The following is an 18,504-nucleotide window of genomic DNA, read 5'->3' as shown; positions in this document are numbered from 1 at the left end:
TAGCGAGAGTAGGAAAAGCTTGCTATTTTAGCGGGACTTCGCATCGATCCGCAATGATTGCGAAGTTATTCCGCTGTTGCCGAGTTTGCGGGTGCGATGGCTCGGGGGAACTGGTGGAAGATGGGTTTGTTGTCCGAGAGGGGAGCAAGTCGCGGATTGAGTTGACGCCGTCGGCGCCCGATTCGGTCAAATCGAATCGACAGCGTCTGCTCGATTCTGGCGTGATCGAAGAGCGGGACGGCGTTTATGTCTATTTGCAGGACTACCTGTTCCCATCCCCCAGCGCCGCAGCCCAGGTAGTTCTGGGGGCTAGTGCCAACGGTTGGACGGAATGGAAAGATAAGTCAGGAGCAACGTTAAGCGAAGTTCACCGAGACGCAGCAGACGAGGGAAACGATTAGGACTTTTTCAGCCGTTCGATGAGCTACGATTCCGATGACCAGACGTCCCACAAAACCGAATGACATCTGCAAGCCAGCTCGAAAGAAGAAGGGCGGCTGCGGTCCGGGAGACAACGAAGCACAGCTCGATAGCTATTCTGCGATCGTACGGGACTATCGGAAACGCTGCCAACCATCGGCCGACAAGGTCTTGACCTTCTACCGCGAACTGCCAACGCTCGCCGAAGCGATCAAAAAGACCGCGTATGCCGAGCACCACGCCGGCAAGGCTTATCGAATCATCCCAATCTTCCCGGAGTTGGAACCGTACCAGCAAGACGGATGCGAACTGCTGGACGATGGCCAGAAGCACCTGATCAATCGATATCGGGACTCCAATGCCAATTTACGGACTCAGTTCTTACGCATTCTGAGAAAGGCGAGTGTACAGCCCTGGGAGAAGCTCTTCCAGAACATGCGGGCCAGTCGGGCGACCGAGCTCGCCGACGAGTACCCCGAGCACGTGGCGACGGCCTGGATTGGTCATAGCGTGAAAGTGGCCCGGAATCACTATTGGCAGGTGACCGACGACCACTTTGCTAAGGCCCTGAAACGCACCGATGAGCCGGCCAAGAAAGCGGCGCAGAATCCGGCGCAGTCAGTGCACGCGGGGTCTCGCAACGACTCGTCGAAGTTTGACCCCAGAACAAAACAAAGCCCCTAAATTACGGGGCGAAGCAAAATCCAGCGAGTTTACGCAAGACAGAAAAGTAGGCCAGGCAGGACTTTAAGTGATTCGAGTAACCTGCTTTCTATTCAGGACTTAGTGCAAATCGAGAACGCTTTTGACGCAGATTTACGCGCAGTGCAGCCTTCATCCGCTCCCATGAGCGCCGTGGTCGAGGAACTCCTCTCTCTGATTCCTCAGCTCTCAAATAATCACCTTCGTGAGTTGCTAGATCTCGCCAAGCAGTGTTCCAGCCAAGAGTCACCTTCAGCCTGGCAGAGTGACTAATCTTTGTCATGGTGGAGTCGTGAACCACGTTACCTTGCGATCTGAATCTGCTCCAGCAAAGCTAATAACTGGCCTGGCCTCCCTGGTTAAAACATACGCGGCGAGCATCGAACTTAATCCCTATTTAGCAAATGTCAGTGCGTAGCGACTTCCTCTTGGCTACATAAAAGAAAAGAAGAAAGCCTTCTCTAATGCCAAGTGAGTGTGATGGGGTGACTTGTTGCGTCGGACTTTGCAATCAGTCCGGGTGGATGCCTTATTATGTAACTATGCCAAATAGGACCAGGACGCAGTCGCTATGACGGATCATACTACCGTCGCGTTGCCTGGATTTCAGCATCCAACGCCAACCAAGGTTTTTACTGGGTTCCTTTTTCGCCGGTCGGGTAAGCTTCCCAGGAAGATAACGACCTCACCAAAAGAGTGAACCCCATCACGATCGAATTTTCTATAGCGTCGTTCACCCATTGGTTCGGCTGAAACCTCAAACGATTTTAGGCAATTCAATGTAATTCTAAGTTAGATCGAGAAAGGAGCCCCAAACGCGTCGCCGCGGATTGCACGAAGAGTGAGCTCAAATAGCAATGTTGACGTTCGATCAGCTATCCCGCCTTGGCCCGTTCCCGCAGCTTTTCATACAGCCCTAGCTTTTCCAGCAAGATCCGCTGCAGCCCAGCTTGGATGGCTGGGGAGCCCAGCGCTCGTTTGCTCAACTCCTCTTGAACCTCCATACTTTCCATGATCGCTTCCATAATCTCGGAGCCCAGGTCAGGCGAGTTGGCGAATTGCTCTTTCGAGTTGTTGGCGGCCTGCTTCTGTAAGGTCTCCGATTCCAGGGCCTTCTCGGCGACGGTATTGGCGTAGGAAAGTTGGTCCCCGTCGGTCGTGTCAGCGCCGAAAAGGTCATTCAACTTTTCAATGATCTCACTCAGCAGGGCCTTTTCTTTCTCTTGAACCGATCCACTGCCCGCTTCGGTGAGTGGGTCTAGCTTCGGTGCGTCATGAGCTGAAAGCCCTAAGCTTCTCTTTCCCTTGTTCCATAGCCGGTGGTGGGTCATTGTGACTTCGGACAGGTCGACCCCTTCGCGCTCGCGGCCGAATTTCAGAAGCCTAACCAACTGCTTGAAGAAGATGGCCCGCTTCTCGAAGTCGGTGTTGCCGTAATCAAAGATCTGCGAAAGGAACGTGTAGGCCCGGACGTAGGTGCCAATGTCGCCACGGAACATCATCAACGCTTCCATCGTGTCCTTGGCTTCTTCGGCGGCCTTTTCGTCCTTCGCTTCGGTGGCCTGTTTATAGGCTTCCTTGGCCGCGCTAAACCGCTTCAGTAAGCGATCGGCGACCGGCGTAATGGCCGCTTCTAACTGTTTCTGCTTCGCCTTGGGGTCGAGGACCACTTTCACCACGCGCTGGATCTCGTACTCGTCGTAGTATCCGAGCGCATCCAATTTGGCCCGCAAGGTCAGAATCAACTCCGGGTCGGTCACGCCAGAGAGCTCGGCGGTGGTGTAGTACGTCTTAAACGCCGCCAGGATCTCGTCGGGCTCGTTCACGAAATCGAGGATGAATGTATCCTCTTTGCCGGGGTAGCAGCGATTCAACCGCGAAAGAGTCTGCACTGCTTGAATGCCGGCCAGGCGTTTGTCGATGTACATGCCACACAGCAGCGGCTGATCGAAGCCGGTTTGAAACTTGCTGGCCACCAACAATATCTGGTAGATGTCTTCCTTGAACGCTTCACGAATATCGCGGCCGTTGAGGTCTGGGTTTAGCAGAGAACTATTTTCTTTCAGTGGTTCGGGGGCCGAGTCTTTATCGTCGACTTCGCCCGAGAACGCCACCAGTGTCCGCAGAGGGTAGCCTTGCTCTTGGATGTAGCGGTTGATGGCCAGTTGCCAGCGGACCGCTTCCACACGGCTTCCGACCACGACCATGGCTTTGGCCTTGCCGCCGAGCAGTGGTTGAACCGTCTCGCGGAAGTGCTCTACCACGATCTGGACCTTCTGCGAGATATTGTGCGGATGGAGCCGCACCCAGTTCATTAGCTCGCGGGTGGCTGTGCTGCGTTCGACTTCGGAATCGGCGAACTCTTTGCCGGCGTTGGCCAGCTTGAAGGCGACCTTGTACGACGTGTAGTTCTTCAGCACATCGAGAATAAAGCCTTCTTCGATCGCCTGCTGCATTGAATAAACATGAAACGGCTGCGGTAGGTTCCCTTCGCCGCCTGGCTTAGTCGGATCAGGCAAGCGGCCGAACAGCTCCAACGTTTTCGCTTTGGGGGTCGCGGTGAAGGCCACGTAAGTGATCCCCTTATCACTGGCCCGCGATGCCATCTCGGCGGCCAACACGTCTTCGCTGCTGATCGTGCCGGTATCTTCCATTTCCTGCTGTTCCTCAGCAGAGAGAACCTGCTTCAGCTTCGAGGCTGCCTCGCCCGTTTGGCTGCTGTGGGCTTCGTCGGCGATCACCGCAAAACGTTTCCCTTCCGAAGCCGAGAGCCGGCGGACCTCTTCCAGGGCGAAAGGGAACGTCTGGATGGTACAGACCACCACCTTCTTGCTACCCGAGAGCGCTTCGGCCAGTTCGCCGCTCTTGCTTCCCTTGTCTCCTTTGATCGTCGCCACAATTCCTTTGGTACGCTCGAAGCTGTCGATCACGTCTTGCAGTTGCCCGTCGATCACCTTCCGATCAGAAACCACAATCACCGTGTCAAACACCTTCCGGTTGTCCGCATCGTGCAGGTCGGCCAGGAAGTGGGCACTCCACGCGATCGAGTTCGTCTTGCCTGAGCCCGCCGAGTGCTGAATCAGGTACTTGTGCCCAGGGCCTTCTTCCAGCACGGCTTCTTTCAGCTTCCGCGTCACAGCCAACTGGTGGTAGCGCGGAAAGATCAACTTGGCGATCTGCTTCTTCTTATCAAGCTCGGCCACCATGTAACGGCCTAGAATCTCCAACAGGCTATCTCGCTGCCAAACCTCTTCCCACAGGTACGCCGTGCGGTGCCCCTGGGGGTTCAGCGGGTTGCCAGCGCCGCCGTCGTCTCCCAGATCGAAAGGCAGGAAGAAAGTCTTCAGGCCGTCCAGCTTGGTGGTCATCTTCACGCGGCTGCTGCTCACGGCAAAATGAACCAGCGCCCCAGAAGGGAACTTCAGTAGCGGTTCCGCTGGCTTTCCTTTGGGGGCCGGGTCGCGGTCTTTCTTATACTGATAAACCGCATCTTCCAGGCTCTGCGTGTTGTCGGTCTTCAGTTCCGCCGTCGCGATCGGGATACCATTTAAGAACAACACCAGGTCGATGCTGTTCTCATTGCTCAGCGAGTACCTCACCTGGCGCACCACCCGCAGGCGATTCGCCTCGAACCGCTTCACAATGTCGGGGTTCATTGCCAGGGCCGGCTTGAACTGGGCCATCTTCAGCGGCTGCGATAACCCCAGCACATCGAACCCAAACCGCAGCACATCGAGCGTCCCGCTTTGGTCGAGTGCCCCCCGCAGGCGTTTTAGCAAGTTCGCTTCCGCCGCAGCGCCGTGGTTCTTCTCTAACCGCTCCCACGCCTCCGGCTGCGTCTGCTTCACCCACGCGATAACATCCGCCGGAAAGAGGGCCAACTGCCGATCGTACCCAGCCGCGTCCTTGGCCTCGTACAGCCAACCGCTTGCGGCCAGGTGTTCGCAGATCTCGTCTTCGAGTTTGATTTCGGTATGGAGGTTCATGAGCTACGATCCTTCATAACTGGCCTGCAAAAGGGGTAGGGCTTTAGCCAGGTCGTCTTGGTTTCTCAGTACGATTTCCAGGTCACCTGTACCCCAGTGTCCGATGTTGGTGACGTCGCGGGTGAAGCCTTCTTCCAGGTCTACGGTCTGTGGGTCGACCTTCACGTATAGGTTGAGCATCCCTGAGGCTGCTCGCCCGTCGACCGTCACGAAGTTCTTCAGGCGTTTGAATGCGACGTATAGCTTCAATACCTTGACTTGTACATCGTCGCCGAAGCTGAGGCAGGTCGCTTTCAACTGTTCATACAGGTCCAAAAGATCGGTCGAAGCGTCAGCCAGTTGTTCGCTGACCATCTTATCGCGGGTCTTGGCCTTTGGCTTGCCGGGCGCGATAACCACCTCGTCCTCAATTGAACCGGTTGCCTGCACTGCGTTGACCATGTCCAACAACAAAAACTCTTCGCCGAAGCGGAGGTAGCGGATGAGCTCGATGTTGCGGTTGATTTGCTGGACGGCGTGGCTGTCGTACTTGGTGAAGCTGCCGGCGATGCACAACAGCCGTGGCCCGGACCATTCGATGCTGTCGGCCTCCGTGGCTCCCAGGGTCTTCAGGACCAGCAGTTCGAACTCTCCTTTGTGGTCCAGCAGCCAGTCTAGGTAGAACAGCCCTTGGTTGATCACGTTTTCGTTGCTGGCCCGTTTGTATTCGATGATGCAGGGGCAGCCGTTTTCGTCGATCCCTAGCGTATCGATCCGCCCGCCGTGCGTCTTGCCGGTCGAGTACTCCGAGGCCAGAAAGCTAACCCCCAAAAACACATCCAGGTGCCGCTCGATCAGTGTCTGTAGCGACTTTTCGAGGGCCACCGATTGCCCTTCCAACTGCGTCACGTGCTGGCCATCGGTGCGGAATAGTTTGATGTCACTCATTTGAACTGTTGTCCATACTTTCAAACGCAGTAGGTTTGAATTCTGGGCGAAGAAGATCGAGTATATCGTCCTGAGGTAGATGTTTTAGAATCGTGTACTTCTCAATAAGTGGCTTGAATTTATCTCGCCCTCGTCTCCCCAGGGCATTGAACATTAACAATTGAAGTTCGCTACTGGATAACTGGGCACGAACTAATCGTGTGTATGTTTTCTCGTCTTTAATCTGCTGGTCAGAGACAAAGCTCAAAATGTTGTAGAGGGTCCGAAAGTAATGCCCAATTGCTGATTCATTGCGTTGGTACCACTGTTCATAAGCACTGATGCTTGATTCAACTGTTAGGCCTGGATCACCTTCGTTGGCGTAAACAAATCGGAGTATTGACTCAACCATATCGTCAACAACGGAACGCCCAAAATTTGCATTGTCAGTTGTCCGTAGAGTCTCAACAACTTGGCCATGTAACTCAAGCATCCGAAAAAAAGTCGTTTCAAATCGCTGCTTCCCAAGCAATTCGTTTTGCTCCCTCATCTCCTGCTGCTGTTGCACCATCACTCCGCGTGTCATCTCCAATTCTTCACGTTGTTGAGATAACTCGTACTTTTGCATCCACAACGTGATGATGATGGCTGCAAACGCCAAGGCAGAGAAAAGGGCATTGATGGCACCGAAGAAATCCCCAGAGATACCAAACGCGGTTATATCATCTCTCTCAAAGAGCCATTGAACAGTCGCTATCATGGTAAACTGCAGGCCGGCAAGAATTACGAATGCAGCGATAACCACTAACGAGATCTGCCATCCATATTTGAACCAGTCCGGTTCGTGATCGCGATTCTGATCATTCAGTTGATCACTGGTCATCAGACCGTCTCCTCACTAGCAAATTCACGAACGTCAATCTTGCCAGTTACGGCTGCCGAGATGAGGGCGGTGCGGCGTTCTTGGAGGAGGGCTATCGACTGATCCACTTGTAATGCTAAGTGGTCTAACTCCGATAGCGTTGATCCCAGTGAATCGAGGATCCTGCGCTGCTCTGCGATATCTGGGGCAGCGAAATACAGATCTGTAATTACTGATTGGGCGATATTCTTCATAGATGGACTAGCGCCCGAGGCGCCGAGTTCGATCGGTTCTCTAGCCAGTTCGGAGGTCAAAAAGTGGCAAAGAAACTGAGGTAACAGAACATTTAAGTTTAGACGCAAGCGATAGAGTTTATCGCACAACATTAGGTTTGGATAATCTCGCTCCGCCACGGCAGCACTGCCGACGAGTTCGATTGTATTGGCCCTCGATATCAACAAGTCGCCTTGAACGATTGACAACTCAGGCTTCGCCTCAAGATCAGTTGGCAGAGCCTTATTTTCATCTGCATTAAACTTGCCGTAATTGACACACCCTACCTTTAAAACTCCCCATTGTTTCTCCGAATCCACTGGGTCATTTTCACATTGAGGGCTCCACCCTTGTTCTATTGAAAGTACGGAATGTTTGATCTTCTTCACCTCCCAATGCTCAGGCACATCCCCCAGCCATTCGATCCCGGAGGGTTTCATCCGCACGTGGGGGTCGAGGCCTTTGGTGACGGCGTGGCTGATGACCGCCTGACGCTTTTCGGCGAGCAGCTCAATCAGCCGCCGCTGCTCGGCCACCAACGCGTCGATCTTCGAGGTCTCGGCATCGAGGAACTTGGCGATGGCTTCTTGTTCTTCGATATCTGGTACGTAAACGCGTTCCCCAAGATCTTCCTTCTTGATATGTCTCATTGTGCTCCCGTGCGCATCTACATCGGCGAGCTTTGGTGCTACGTGCTTAATCAAATAGAATAGAAATTTCTTATTTGCGTCAGCGGATGGCGTGACTTTGAAGATGTGCTGATTGAGCCAACTGGGCCCCGAACTCCAAATATAAGTGTCAATCGTAGCAGACCATGAAAAGAGGAGGTCGCCATCTTCAACTTTCAATTTCTCATCGAGTTTTCCAGCAAACAGATTCGGGGCAGCATCGCTCGTTAGTTGGGCGATCCTAATAATTGGACGACCAATCTCACCCCAGTCCGTTGGTTTGAATGCGTAACCGTTTTGATACTCTCCCAGGTATTTTAATGAGGTTTTTCGCCAATGAGACGGTACATCTCCCTGCCAAGAATCGCTGGACACATATATAGGATACTTCTTCAAACTCACTGCGAAAGCCCCCCAATCATCTTCACAATTCGGTCGGTCACCTCTTTCAACTCCGCGTCAATCTCGGCCAGTTCTCGCGGTGGCTTGAAGACGTAGAAGTGGCGGTTGAAGGGGATTTCGTAGCCGATTTTGGTCTTTTCTTCGTCGATCCAGGCATCGGGCACATGGGGTAGGACTTCCCGCTGGAAGTAGGCTTCGATGTCTTGACCCAGGGGGACTTCTTCGGTATCGCGGAGGCTGGTGTCTGGCTTCGGCTGGCCTTTCTTTTTGCCGCGGGTTTCCTTCACGACGTTGCCCGCCTCGTCCCGCTCGGGGCGTTCGACGGTGATGGTGTGGTAGCCGAACTCTTCGTTCTTGAAGATGCGGCTGATAGGGATGGTGTGCCCGTCGGCGTCCTTGGTGCTGTGCGGCTGCGCTTTGCCGAACAGGCGGGTGATCTCGTCGATATGGTCGTCGGAAAGCTCCTTCCGCTTGCTCCCCAGGCTCTTCCGCATCTTCTGCCACATGCCGCTGGCGTCGATCAGTTGGACCTTCCCTTGGCGATGCTGCGGCTTGCGGTTGGTGACAATCCAGACGTAGGTGCTGATGCCGGTGTTGTAAAACATATCGGTCGGCAGCCCGATGATCGCTTCCAACAGGTCGTTTTCCAGCACGTAGCGGCGGATCTCGCTTTCGCCACTGCCTGCCCCACCGGTGAACAGGGGAGACCCATTCAGTACGATGCCAAACCGGCTGCCCCCATCCTGGGCTGGCCGCATTTTGGAGATAAGGTGCAGCAGGAACAGCAGCGAGCCGTCGCTGACCCGCGGCAGGCCAGGACCGAAGCGACCGTTGTAGCCTTGCTGCTCGTGTTCTTTCTTGATTTCCTTTTGAATCTTCTTCCATTCGACGCCGAAGGGAGGATTGGAAAGCATATAGTCGAACTGCTGCCCCGGCAGGCCATCTTCCGACAAGGTGTTGCCGTGCACAATGTGGCTGACATCTTGCCCCTTGATCAGCATGTCGGCCTTGCAGATGGCGTACGACTCGGCGTTGAGCTCTTGCCCATACATCACCAGGCGGGCCTCAGGGTTTTGTTCGGCCAGGTGATCTTGAGCGGTCGAAAGCATCCCCCCGGTGCCGGCCGTGGGGTCGTAGATGCTGCGGACGATGCCCGGCTTGGTGAGGGCCTGATCGTCTTCGATGAAGAGGAGGTTGACCATCAAGCGAATCACTTCGCGCGGGGTGAAGTGTTCCCCTGCAGTCTCGTTGGAGATTTCGGCGAACTTGCGAATCAGTTCCTCGAAGACGTGCCCCATCTGCTCGTTGGGGACCACTTCCGGATGGAGATCGATGTTGGCGAATTTTTCGGTAACGAGATACAGCAGGTTCGCCTTTTCCAAACGCTGGGCCTGGGTGTGGAAGTCGAAACACTCGAAGATATCGCGCACGGCGGGGGAGAAGGCATCGACATAGGCGATAAGGTTCTCCAAGATGTTGTCTTGGTCTCCCATCAGCTTCTTGAGGTCGAGCGGCGACGTGTTGTAGAAGAGCTGCTTGGCCTTGCGGAGCAAGAAGGGCTCGGGGTTGACGCCGGACGCTTCGCGTTTGGCCAACTCTTTCAGCACGGCCTCTTTCGTCCCTTCCAACACACAATCCAACCGCCGCAGCACGGTGAAGGGGAGAATGACGCGGCCATACTCCGACTGCTTGTAATCACCCCGCAGCAAATCAGCCACGGACCAAATAAAGGAAGAGAGGTTCGGATTCATTGGGAGCGAAGATTTCGAATAAGAGAGAGCAGCCAAGCGGAAGTTGAAGCCAGGCTGGTGGTTAAGTTTGTCTGACGTGGGAGTTTAGCAGAGTGACTGCTGGGGGGGTAGATGCAATTCGCTTCGCTCACAATTTGGCTTGAAAGCGTTCTAAATCAACTAAACCCGAGTGATGTTGACCAGAAAACGCCATGCAAAACTCAAAAAGTTACGAGGCGTCTCAATCCGAAACAAGGATCCGATTTCGTATGATTTTCGACCGTCCATGCCCCAGGGCTGTTTGAACCGGATGCCCCATCGTGAGACCAACATCACGATGGCGAAAGACTTCTCGCGCACACGCGTGAGGTTCCATTTCTACGCGTGGGGACCGGTATTCTTCTTAGCTTCTATGGCTTTAGCGATATTCGCAGGGCTTATACGGGCGTAGAGGCCAAACATCTGCGGACGTAACCGAACAATGAAATGACATCTTGATCAAAAAAACTTGCTAAAACTTTTTAGCGAATGCGACTTCGATTCTGACGCCCTTGTTAATCCGCCTAGCCCTTGCGATGAGATACTCGACTTAGAGAGGCACTTTTTACGAATGACACCAGAACGCCTCTTGAGGCCAAAACACGCGATTTAGTGAGAGTTAGTGTACACTATTTCTTAAGCATGTTCTGATGTTTTCGTAACGTATTTCCTGTCATATTTCGTCTGACGATTTTGGTACGATGCACCTTTTTCTATAGAATATGAGGTAGGCAATCGCTGTTTAGCGAAGGATCGGCTAATCGAAGTAACAGGATATTGAATAGTGCAAGATGTGAGTTTGCTGGAGCCGAATAGTGGCTCCACGGAATTTTGGTTAGATGCCAAGTCGATTGAGCAGGACTATGGGATTCCTCGTCGAACCCTAAACGATTGGCGGGGAAAACGAGGCAGCGGTATCCGCACACGAAACCAGGGACGTCGAGTTATGTTCCGCCTGTACGATGTTCTGGAGTACCGGGATACACACTCACGGAGAGCACACAAAGAATTAGAGGCAACTCTATTCGTACCTGAAAACGTCGATTTTGAATCGATTCTCCATCCGTCCCGAGTTCACTTGGCCGACCGTGCTCGGTACTTCGTCCATCTAACTTATCGTCGAATGCAGCAGCAAGAACGCGATCCTTACTTACAGGCATCAACGGTACGGCTGAAGGCTAAGTATTTTCGTAAATTGCTGACCAAACTGCACTATCGGCGTATTCTCGATGACCTAGAAGAAGCTGGAGTTGTCTACGTCTTACGGAAGCTTAGACGAAAAAGGTGTTACAAGTATGGGTTCGGCCCTGTTATCACCAAAAGCCAACCGAGTTTTGTTCGCTATTTCCCGCGTGACAGGCGTCTTCAGGGTCTGATCAGACGTTCGTTAGATAAAAGAAATTTAATCGGTCAACGATGTCCTATTTGTCGCAGGCTTTCCGACGACTTACGCAAGGTTGAAATCCTTGCGACGGAAGCTAAGGAATGGTTGAGGCACCATCGCAAAGATTTGCCCAACTATGATGCTCACGACTTGGCGATTGAGCGCATTGCGCGCGGCGACTTTTATTGCTCGCCCTCGGAAACTAAGCGAGTTCACCATAATGTGACAAACCTTAGTCGAGATTGTCGCCAGTTTCTGCGCGTCGATGGCTGTCGTCTTGTAGAACTCGACATTGCCAATTCCCAGCCGCTCTTGGTGGGCCTTCTCTGCATGCAATCAATAGGCGCAAACGCACCTTGGGGCGTGTCGAGGAAGAACAAACAAGACAACAGACAGAACGAGGAACCATTACGGTGTCCAGTTCTCAGGGGTATTGCCGATGCGGATACCCTCCGGTATGTCGAAGCAGGGGAGCAAGGGAAAATCTACGAACTTCTGCAAGACGCCTGCGTGAGTCGCGGGGTCACTTTATCGCGAGACGAAATCAAGAAACGTCTCTTCAAGCGATTCTTTTTCATCGGCTACAACATCCCCAACGAACCGATCGTTGAAGTATTTAAGACCGAGTTTCCCACAATCTACGATTTCGTGATCTCAAAGAGAAAAAGACATAAGAGCCAACTGGCGAGAATTATGCAGCAGATGGAAGCGGAAATTGTCATTCACGGCGTCCTAGGCAGACTACAGCAGATTCGGCCGGATGATGTTTTTCTCACGATCCACGACTCAATACTCACCACACAGAAAAATGCGAAATTAGCAAAACAGGTCATGGAAGAGGAGTTCGCCAAACTTGGTGTAAACGTCCTGGTCAAAGCGAAGTGCCCTGAAAACCATAATTGATCAGTGCCGATAGGAAGTTGTTTTTTAGATTCAGGCGAACTACCTGTGAGTTGTAATAGAGTTGTTTAGGGAGAAGCAATGAAGAACGTAGAAGACGAGCAAATGGACCGTACCCGTACCGCATTCCACCCAAAGGATTTTTTGAATAAGGAGCAGACTGCTGAGCATTTTAGTGTCAGCAAGCGTACCCTGGAACGTTGGGTGGAATCAGGTGAATTTCCCTCGCCATTCAAAATCGGCGGATTCTGCTATTGGCATCTTCCCGCGCTAACGCAATGGGGAATCGCGCGTTTCATGGATGAGAATTCAGCGCTGGCGAATAGAATGTCTTCAGTTTCATCAATTGAAAACCCATTTGCTGTCCCATGCTCAGAATCTTTGACAAAGGTGGAAGAGCGTAGGCAGAGAATGTCAAAAAGAGCCATTGGAAGTAAGGACTTCTCTCCGGTAACGGTGACGAGAAGGATCAAAAATACTCCGATGTTACAAAATTGAGTTTACGACAATTCTGAGATAGCGACTACCTAGAAAACATCAATAGGAATAGTGTATTGGCAAGACTGATTCCCGATAGCCGTAAGAAGCACGGCTGGCGATACGAACCAGTAATTTCAGGCAAGCGATTGCGTTTCTCCTTCACGTGCCGGCTGAAGAGAACGGCAGAGCGTACCGTGTTGCGCATCGATGACCTGATTGAATCCGCGGTGCATCGCACGCCAATTGATGGTGAATTACTACGCTGGTTAGAAGAGATCGACGAGCGACTATTCAAGCAATTGGTGAGAGCTGGTTTGGCCAAGGAGAGAGCCGGACATACGGTGCAGAGCTTGACGAATGCCATACTCGAATCAAAAGAGACAAGCGTCAAGCCACGTACGATTATCAGTATGAAACAGACGCAAACGAGCTTGATCAACTTCTTTGGCGCCGATTGCGACATCACAACGATCACGCCCGGGGATGCCGATGAGTTCAAGAGCTTTCTGCAATCGCCACGTAAGATTTCCAAAACGCGGAAATCGGGTGAGACCTACGAGAAGGAGCAACCAGGGCTTGCGGCCGAGACGGTTCAACGTCGCCTTCGCAATGCTAAGTCGTTCTTCAACTTCGCAGTGAGAAAGAAGTTCATCAAGGACAACCCATTCGCGGACATGCGAACTGGGCAACGTGGTAATCGTGCTCGGATGTTCCATGTCGACACGGCTTTGGCATATCGAGTTCTGGATGCTTTGCCGAATGCCCGCTGGCGTTTGCTGTTCTCGCTATACCGTTGGGGCGGCCTCCGCTTCAATGAGGCCCTCTTGTTGACGTGGGACGATGTCGTGGCCGATCAGCGTGTGATGATGGTGCCAGACGAGAAGGGGGCGACACACGGTAGGCCGGTCCGAAAGGTACCGTTGTTCGATGAGATCGAGCCTTACATGCTGGAGGTATGGGAAGACCTTTCGAGTAAGACGCCTGGCAACACGCCTATCTTTGTCGAGTTGCTAAAAGGGGCCAATCCTAATCAGTACCTCCGAAACTACTTCATCCGCTACTTGGAACGCGCCGGCATCACACCTTGGCCCAGGATCTTCCAGAACCTGCGTTCGACTAGGGCCACAGAATTAAGCCGGATCTACGCCTCGCACGTCGTACGAGCCATCCTGGGACATACTGAGGAAGTCGCCCAGACGAACTACTTACAGCCCCTGGAAGAGGACTACGACGCCATCCGCCAGGTGAGCAGCCGATCAACAGATGAGGCCCGCAAAAAGCCGACCGAAGATGTCCGAGGGAAGTCTGACGCATTTGCACGCAGATTTACGCGCACACGTCATCCGATGGATGATTCGCGACAATCGCCGTCAAACCACGACAGCATTAAAAAACCCCGGGAAAACAAGCCCGGGGTGTCGTTCGTTGACGGGAATTGTGATGGTTCTGACGCACGTCAAAACCCGTCTAGTAGGCCAGGCAGGACTCGAACCCGCGACCAAGGGATTATGAGTCCCCTGCTCTAACCGACTGAGCTACTGGCCCTAAGGCTTTGATGGTTGTTTTACGGGATTTTCTTGGCAGTGTTAAGTGGTCTGGTGGGGGATGGGGGCGGGGGAAATGCTGAAAATGGTGCTTTCTGGGATCGCAGATGGGGGCGGAATGTGTCAATTTTGCCTGATTATTTGCTTTAGGCAGACCTTTGATTTGCGATTTTGGGCGTCTGCTATTGGCCTGGTGATTTCCTCTTTTCGTAGGTTGGGCAGGTGGTGGCGAGGTTCTTTATTCGACTGCGGCAGCGTGCGACAGCTATGTGCGGGGTGATGACCTGGTCGATGCAGCTCGGTCGGTTTGGGCTGCAGTGCTCGGTTTTGTTTTAACCTGGGGCGATTCTGGCGGCCTCGCACGATTGCTCTGGTCGCTGTACTTGCTGACCGTGTTGTAGCTTACGCCTAAGACGCGGGCGATGGTTCGTTTGGGTGAGCCAGAGTTGTGCATACGCTGGATACGTTGGACAAGTGCGTTGTCGAGCTTGCGGCCTTGATTCATCGATTAAAGCATCCTCCGTTGTTCAAGTGCGATATCAAGCGGATTGTCATTTCGAGGGCGTCGGGGCCGTCGTCGTGGCGACCGGTGGGGAACTCTTTCAACTGCTGCACCAAGCGATTGGCACCATGGCTGCGGCGTTTGAAATGGAGTTCACCACGCGCCAAGTAAGGAGTCAGCATGGCGCGGATACGGGTGATTTTGTTGGTGGTGTTGGTGAACTCGTGAACGGGAAACATTTCGATTCCGCGCGCGGCGACAACCCGCTTCAGCTCCATCACCAGCAGTTCCTGAAATTGATTGGTTTCCACCACGATGCCGCATGGCTGAAAGTGGAACGCATGGTCGACGGTGATGTTGGCAATGGTGGTCAGATCGCGGCGCTCGATATCGGCGTCGATGTAGAGATGCCCAGCCCGCGTTAGCTTGGCCATGATCAACGCCGTATAGTCCGCGCGATCATCTTTTCCCTTCGACGGATCAAGCCCCATCACGCGCAGGCAGACTTCGCTTTCAGGTGGATCGTCGTCGAACCAGAAGTTTGGGTTTTGAAAGTAAGCGCCGGCGAACTCGGCTCCTTCGGTATCGACAAACTGGGCGAGCACCTCTTGCTGAAACGCACGATCGCCAATTTCGATGCGGAGCGATTCAATTTCGTCGGGCGTCATCAAGGGGTTCTCGCTAGAAGGGCATTGCCACGATTTGAATTGAGGGTCGAGGCCATCTCGATCGAAGCGTTCTTTCACCCAGTTGGGTCCGTTGGGGGAGGTGAGAAAAAGAGACCAGCCTCGTTTGTCGGCCAGGGCAGGGCGCAGCGCTTCGCGCCATGAATCTTCCGGGGCGAACGCGGCTTCGTCGTAAACGATACCGTCGAGCCCATCGCCACGCAGGCTCGTAGGGGAAGCGGCTGTCTTCAGGGTGATGCTTCCGCCGCTGCGTAGTTCGATGCGGCGTTGTGTTTTTTGGTACTCGAGCCCGGATGCTTGAAAGCTGTGGATCAAGTCGCGTTCGATCTTTCGCGTGATGCCAAACGTCGGCGCGATCCACCAGATGGTGCCGCCATCGATTGCCCCTTTCAAATGCTGTTTGCTACTAGGATTTTGGTCGCCATGACCGTAGATCACCGCCGGCAGGCCCGCTCCTGTTTTGCCCCAACGACGACCACACACGGCCGTTTTGTGCCGGTGCGGATCGCGGAGCAAGGAGAGTTGATGCGGCATCGGTTTGGGAACCAAAATCTGGCCTGGTCCCCGCGAATGCTTAGCGGCTTTCAAGACCTTGCTGCTTAATCGTTTCATGCGCGTGGTTTCCAAAGAAGTTTTCGTCTTCACGAACGACTGGATCAGGCAAATCTGTGCCGAGGCCAGCGGCCTCTTGTTCCAGCAGTTGAATCCGAATCTCCCAGGAATCGCGAATGAACGTATGTAGCGTGGAAACCGCTTTTAAACGATCGGCAACCGGTTTACTTTCATCATTGGCAATCTCGCATGGTACGTCGGTGGCGGCTCGCCAAACGTGCTCTGGCACGCAGTAGCCTTTCATAGAGTTTTCCCTGTTAAGTGGAACGAGGCGGCTGGCAATGCGGTGTCAGGCCAAGCCATAAAGCGATTACCTTGTTTTTAATTCGCTTGCCCAATGGTTTTCGGCTGTAGGTATTGTTTGAGCTGTTTGGTGGAGACTTGGCGATAAGTGCGCGGTCGCTTCGCTTCGTGGGTGAACAGCGCCACAAAGGGTAGGCTGCGATGCTTGCCCATTACGCTTTGAGCCAAGGTGCTTTGTTGGTCGTAATCGAGGATCACCAGCGAAGCGTTCCCCAACTGTTGGTCGCGCTGCATTGCTGCCAACTCGCCTTTCACTTGCGGGCAATAGGGGCACCACGTTGCGGTGACCATGACGACCATCGGGCGACCTTGCTTGGTATAGGCTTCGTACGCCGCGTGGTAGCTGGCTAGTTGTGCGGAGGAAGCGGTCTCAGGCTGGGGTGGTACCAGAGGCGTAACCTGCGGGCGAGCGTGAGTGGCGATGACATAAGCCAAAGACACCGCTGCCTGAGAGAGAGCGATGGTTTCCGCTTCTGCCGCGCCCAGCGAACTTGCCAGGAAAGCAGGGAGGAGTAAAGCCAGAACGATTTTCATCATGGTTGGTCTTTCAAGAATGAAGTCTCACTCGGTGCGTCGAGACGCACCCTAAGGTTTTGGAGGTCGGACGATATTGGCGCGGCAATGGTGTTTTACCAGCCAGCGTGATGGTTGATGGCGTCTCCTTCGTGGATCAGAAACTCGCTGGGTAGTGTCGGCGGGGCTTGCAACGAGAGAACTGGTTCGGCGAGGCTGGCTTGGTGGAAATCGTCCGGGTCTGGCTCTTCCGGGGGCTTCTTTTGAAACGCTCGATCGAGTCCCCAATGGGCGAGGGCTCGCACGAACGAACGTAGCAAGCCTTCGCGGCGAGCAGGCGTCGGTTCTGGCTGCGGACCATGAATGATCTCGACCGATTTGTCCATCAACATCCACGTGGCAAACAAGGCCAACGCGGCAATCCAAATGATTTGCGAGGATTTCATTTCATCACCTTAGGGAGCGAGCGCGTAGTTCGGCTCGTTGTCGCCGACGGGCATGGCTTGCACCCATTTGGCGTGGTCTAATTTGCGGAAAGGAAAACCGTCGTAGCCACTGACGGCAAAAGAATCGTTTTGGGCGAGCATGCGATCGACCGTGCGCTGGTCGACCCAGAACGAACCGTCCGGCATGTCGCTGGGATATTTCGGGCCAGTGATCCAGTTCGGCCCCCAACTGTTTAAACACAACAGCCCAGGCCGTTTACCGTGCCGCGCGGCAATAAAGCACATGCAATGAGGCCAAGTTCCTTGCGGCTGGGCGAAACCGTCGGCATCGCGCTGCATGCGGAAGCCAACCATCGAGCAAACCGGCACCGGGTAACCGCTGTGAATCGCGGCCGAAGCCTCGGCGAAATTACGAACCAGCGCCACCGTACGGACCGGATGTTTGCGGGCTTCAGCGTCCAGTCGGCCGTTATCGTCTTGACCGCCGTTGCCGTAGTTGCCCCAGTCTTTGGCGCGCTGCGCCGAGTAGCGCGAAAGATCGACCGTTTCGTACGGCTGGCGAAAGACAAGGCCATACTCACGCAGCCACTTGGCGGCGGCCGAGCCGTAGCTGCCGTCGCTCCAGCCTCCGCGCGACACACCGCGAGCTTCAACCCGCGAGCCGCCGTAAATCGATTCGGTCGCGGTTGGTTTCCAGTCGGCCGAATCCCCCAAAGACCACATCACGGCCAAGTGGATGTCGGCCCCATGGGCGAAACCGAAGCTAACGCAGTCGCCAATTCCTTGCCGGCCAACTTGCCACGGCACGCCATACTTTTTCAGATGGGCGTCGTACAGGGCACGATAGAGAAAGATATCGTCCTGCGGTGGATCGGCTTGGAATAACTGCGGGGCTGCTTCTCGCAAATTGGCACGCGGCAACTGAGCCAAGAACTTGCGGGTTGCCTGCGGATTGGGCTGATAGCCGAAGTGCTCCTCCGGCACATCAGCCGCTTTAAAAGGTTGTCGATCCGTGATCTGCTCGACGAGGGGCGTGTCGTCAGGCGTGTTGTGGTAAGTGGTCAGCCACGACAAAGCCACCACGCCGAACAGTACGGACAGGAGAATGGCCAGAGGTCGATAAGGGAGATGGTTCGTTCGCATTTG

The 18,504-nt window shown here is 54.0% G+C and carries 15 protein-coding genes, 1 tRNA gene and 1 pseudogene; 5 read left to right on the top strand and 12 right to left on the bottom strand.

Features of this window, described 5'->3' with window-relative positions:
• Window positions 1-53: 53 nt before the first annotated feature.
• Both DTL42_RS18505 and DTL42_RS18500 read left to right on the top strand, forming a co-directional pair.
• Window positions 54-401: a DUF4357 domain-containing protein gene (locus DTL42_RS18505; protein ID WP_114370729.1), complete on the top strand. Its 348-nt coding sequence runs from the start codon at window positions 54-56 to the stop codon at window positions 399-401.
• 34 nt (window positions 402-435) lie between these two features.
• Window positions 436-1,104, top strand: a complete 669-nt coding sequence (locus DTL42_RS18500) for a hypothetical protein (RefSeq protein WP_114370727.1) — start codon at window positions 436-438, stop codon at window positions 1,102-1,104.
• 893 nt (window positions 1,105-1,997) lie between these two features.
• On the opposite strand, the gene DTL42_RS18495 is transcribed toward DTL42_RS18500, so the two are convergent.
• Genes DTL42_RS18495 through DTL42_RS18475 form a run of 5 tightly spaced genes read right to left on the bottom strand, consistent with a single transcriptional unit; the run spans window position 1,998 to window position 9,970 of the window.
• Window positions 1,998-5,108 (bottom strand): type I restriction endonuclease subunit R, encoded by a 3,111-nt coding sequence (locus tag DTL42_RS18495; protein WP_114370725.1) that lies wholly within the window; start codon window positions 5,106-5,108, stop codon window positions 1,998-2,000.
• Between the two features lie 3 nt (window positions 5,109-5,111).
• Window positions 5,112-6,035, bottom strand: a complete 924-nt coding sequence (locus DTL42_RS18490) for a DUF5655 domain-containing protein (RefSeq protein ID WP_114370723.1) — start codon at window positions 6,033-6,035, stop codon at window positions 5,112-5,114.
• Window positions 6,028-6,897, bottom strand: a complete 870-nt coding sequence (locus DTL42_RS18485) for a putative phage abortive infection protein (RefSeq protein ID WP_114370721.1) — start codon at window positions 6,895-6,897, stop codon at window positions 6,028-6,030. The genes DTL42_RS18490 and DTL42_RS18485 overlap by 8 nt, the downstream gene beginning before the upstream one ends.
• The gene (locus DTL42_RS18480; protein ID WP_199590172.1) at window positions 6,897-8,192 is read right to left on the bottom strand and encodes a restriction endonuclease subunit S; all 1,296 of its coding nucleotides are present in this window, start codon (window positions 8,190-8,192) and stop codon (window positions 6,897-6,899) included. Before DTL42_RS18480 ends, DTL42_RS18485 begins: the two co-directional genes overlap by 1 nt.
• A 23-nt stretch (window positions 8,193-8,215) precedes the next feature.
• Window positions 8,216-9,970, bottom strand: a complete 1,755-nt coding sequence (locus DTL42_RS18475) for a type I restriction-modification system subunit M (protein ID WP_114370716.1) — start codon at window positions 9,968-9,970, stop codon at window positions 8,216-8,218.
• A 964-nt stretch (window positions 9,971-10,934) separates the two neighbouring features.
• On the opposite strand from DTL42_RS18475, the gene DTL42_RS18465 reads away from it, so the two are divergent.
• The 3 genes and pseudogenes from DTL42_RS18465 to DTL42_RS27195 form a co-directional block, all read left to right on the top strand.
• Window positions 10,935-12,275, top strand: coding sequence for a hypothetical protein (locus DTL42_RS18465; RefSeq protein ID WP_114370712.1), 1,341 nt, complete (start codon window positions 10,935-10,937; stop codon window positions 12,273-12,275).
• 78 nt (window positions 12,276-12,353) lie between these two features.
• A complete protein-coding gene (locus DTL42_RS18460; RefSeq protein ID WP_114370710.1) occupies window positions 12,354-12,770 on the top strand; it encodes a helix-turn-helix transcriptional regulator in 417 nt (138 codons plus the stop codon).
• Between the two features lie 176 nt (window positions 12,771-12,946).
• Window positions 12,947-13,948, top strand: a pseudogene (locus tag DTL42_RS27195) (tyrosine-type recombinase/integrase); the annotation flags it as partial.
• A gap of 275 nt (window positions 13,949-14,223) precedes the next feature.
• Here DTL42_RS27195 and DTL42_RS18450 read toward each other — a convergent pair.
• From DTL42_RS18450 to DTL42_RS18425, 7 genes are all read right to left on the bottom strand, one after another.
• Window positions 14,224-14,297: transfer RNA gene (locus tag DTL42_RS18450), tRNA-Ile, on the bottom strand.
• 264 nt (window positions 14,298-14,561) lie between these two features.
• Window positions 14,562-14,801 (bottom strand): helix-turn-helix domain-containing protein, encoded by a 240-nt coding sequence (locus tag DTL42_RS26070; RefSeq protein ID WP_147274339.1) that lies wholly within the window; start codon window positions 14,799-14,801, stop codon window positions 14,562-14,564.
• Window positions 14,798-16,096, bottom strand: coding sequence for a phage terminase large subunit (gene terL, locus DTL42_RS18445; RefSeq protein WP_114370708.1), 1,299 nt, complete (start codon window positions 16,094-16,096; stop codon window positions 14,798-14,800). Before terL ends, DTL42_RS26070 begins: the two co-directional genes overlap by 4 nt.
• Window positions 16,059-16,340, bottom strand: a complete 282-nt coding sequence (locus tag DTL42_RS18440) for a hypothetical protein (RefSeq protein WP_114370706.1) — start codon at window positions 16,338-16,340, stop codon at window positions 16,059-16,061. Before DTL42_RS18440 ends, terL begins: the two co-directional genes overlap by 38 nt.
• Window positions 16,341-16,417: 77 nt before the next feature.
• On the bottom strand, window positions 16,418-16,936 hold the full coding sequence (locus tag DTL42_RS18435) for a TlpA family protein disulfide reductase (RefSeq protein ID WP_114370704.1): 519 nt from the start codon (window positions 16,934-16,936) through the stop codon (window positions 16,418-16,420).
• Between the two features lie 92 nt (window positions 16,937-17,028).
• A complete protein-coding gene (locus DTL42_RS18430) occupies window positions 17,029-17,358 on the bottom strand; it encodes a hypothetical protein (protein WP_114370702.1) in 330 nt (109 codons plus the stop codon).
• 9 nt (window positions 17,359-17,367) lie between these two features.
• A complete protein-coding gene (locus tag DTL42_RS18425; protein WP_114370700.1) occupies window positions 17,368-18,501 on the bottom strand; it encodes a hypothetical protein in 1,134 nt (377 codons plus the stop codon).
• Window positions 18,502-18,504 lie beyond the last annotated feature (3 nt).

The sequence above is a fragment of the Bremerella cremea genome (assembly GCF_003335505.1).
Lineage (GTDB): Bacteria > Planctomycetota > Planctomycetia > Pirellulales > Pirellulaceae > Bremerella > Bremerella cremea_A.
Note: the sequence above shows the minus strand (reverse complement) of the source record. Positions and strands in the feature narration are given on the sequence as shown.

Coding starts and splice junctions, on each gene's coding strand:
- DTL42_RS18505 (WP_114370729.1), top strand. CDS start 54: ATGATTGCGAAGTTATTCCGCTGTTGCCGAGTTTGCGGGTGCGATGGC.
- DTL42_RS18500 (WP_114370727.1), top strand. CDS start 436: ATGACCAGACGTCCCACAAAACCGAATGACATCTGCAAGCCAGCTCGA.
- DTL42_RS18495 (WP_114370725.1), bottom strand. CDS start 5,108: ATGAACCTCCATACCGAAATCAAACTCGAAGACGAGATCTGCGAACAC.
- DTL42_RS18490 (WP_114370723.1), bottom strand. CDS start 6,035: ATGAGTGACATCAAACTATTCCGCACCGATGGCCAGCACGTGACGCAG.
- DTL42_RS18485 (WP_114370721.1), bottom strand. CDS start 6,897: ATGACCAGTGATCAACTGAATGATCAGAATCGCGATCACGAACCGGAC.
- DTL42_RS18475 (WP_114370716.1), bottom strand. CDS start 9,970: ATGAATCCGAACCTCTCTTCCTTTATTTGGTCCGTGGCTGATTTGCTG.
- DTL42_RS18465 (WP_114370712.1), top strand. CDS start 10,935: ATGTTCCGCCTGTACGATGTTCTGGAGTACCGGGATACACACTCACGG.
- DTL42_RS18460 (WP_114370710.1), top strand. CDS start 12,354: ATGAAGAACGTAGAAGACGAGCAAATGGACCGTACCCGTACCGCATTC.
- DTL42_RS26070 (WP_147274339.1), bottom strand. CDS start 14,801: ATGAATCAAGGCCGCAAGCTCGACAACGCACTTGTCCAACGTATCCAG.
- terL (WP_114370708.1), bottom strand. CDS start 16,096: ATGAAACGATTAAGCAGCAAGGTCTTGAAAGCCGCTAAGCATTCGCGG.
- DTL42_RS18440 (WP_114370706.1), bottom strand. CDS start 16,340: ATGAAAGGCTACTGCGTGCCAGAGCACGTTTGGCGAGCCGCCACCGAC.
- DTL42_RS18435 (WP_114370704.1), bottom strand. CDS start 16,936: ATGATGAAAATCGTTCTGGCTTTACTCCTCCCTGCTTTCCTGGCAAGT.
- DTL42_RS18430 (WP_114370702.1), bottom strand. CDS start 17,358: ATGAAATCCTCGCAAATCATTTGGATTGCCGCGTTGGCCTTGTTTGCC.
- DTL42_RS18425 (WP_114370700.1), bottom strand. CDS start 18,501: ATGCGAACGAACCATCTCCCTTATCGACCTCTGGCCATTCTCCTGTCC.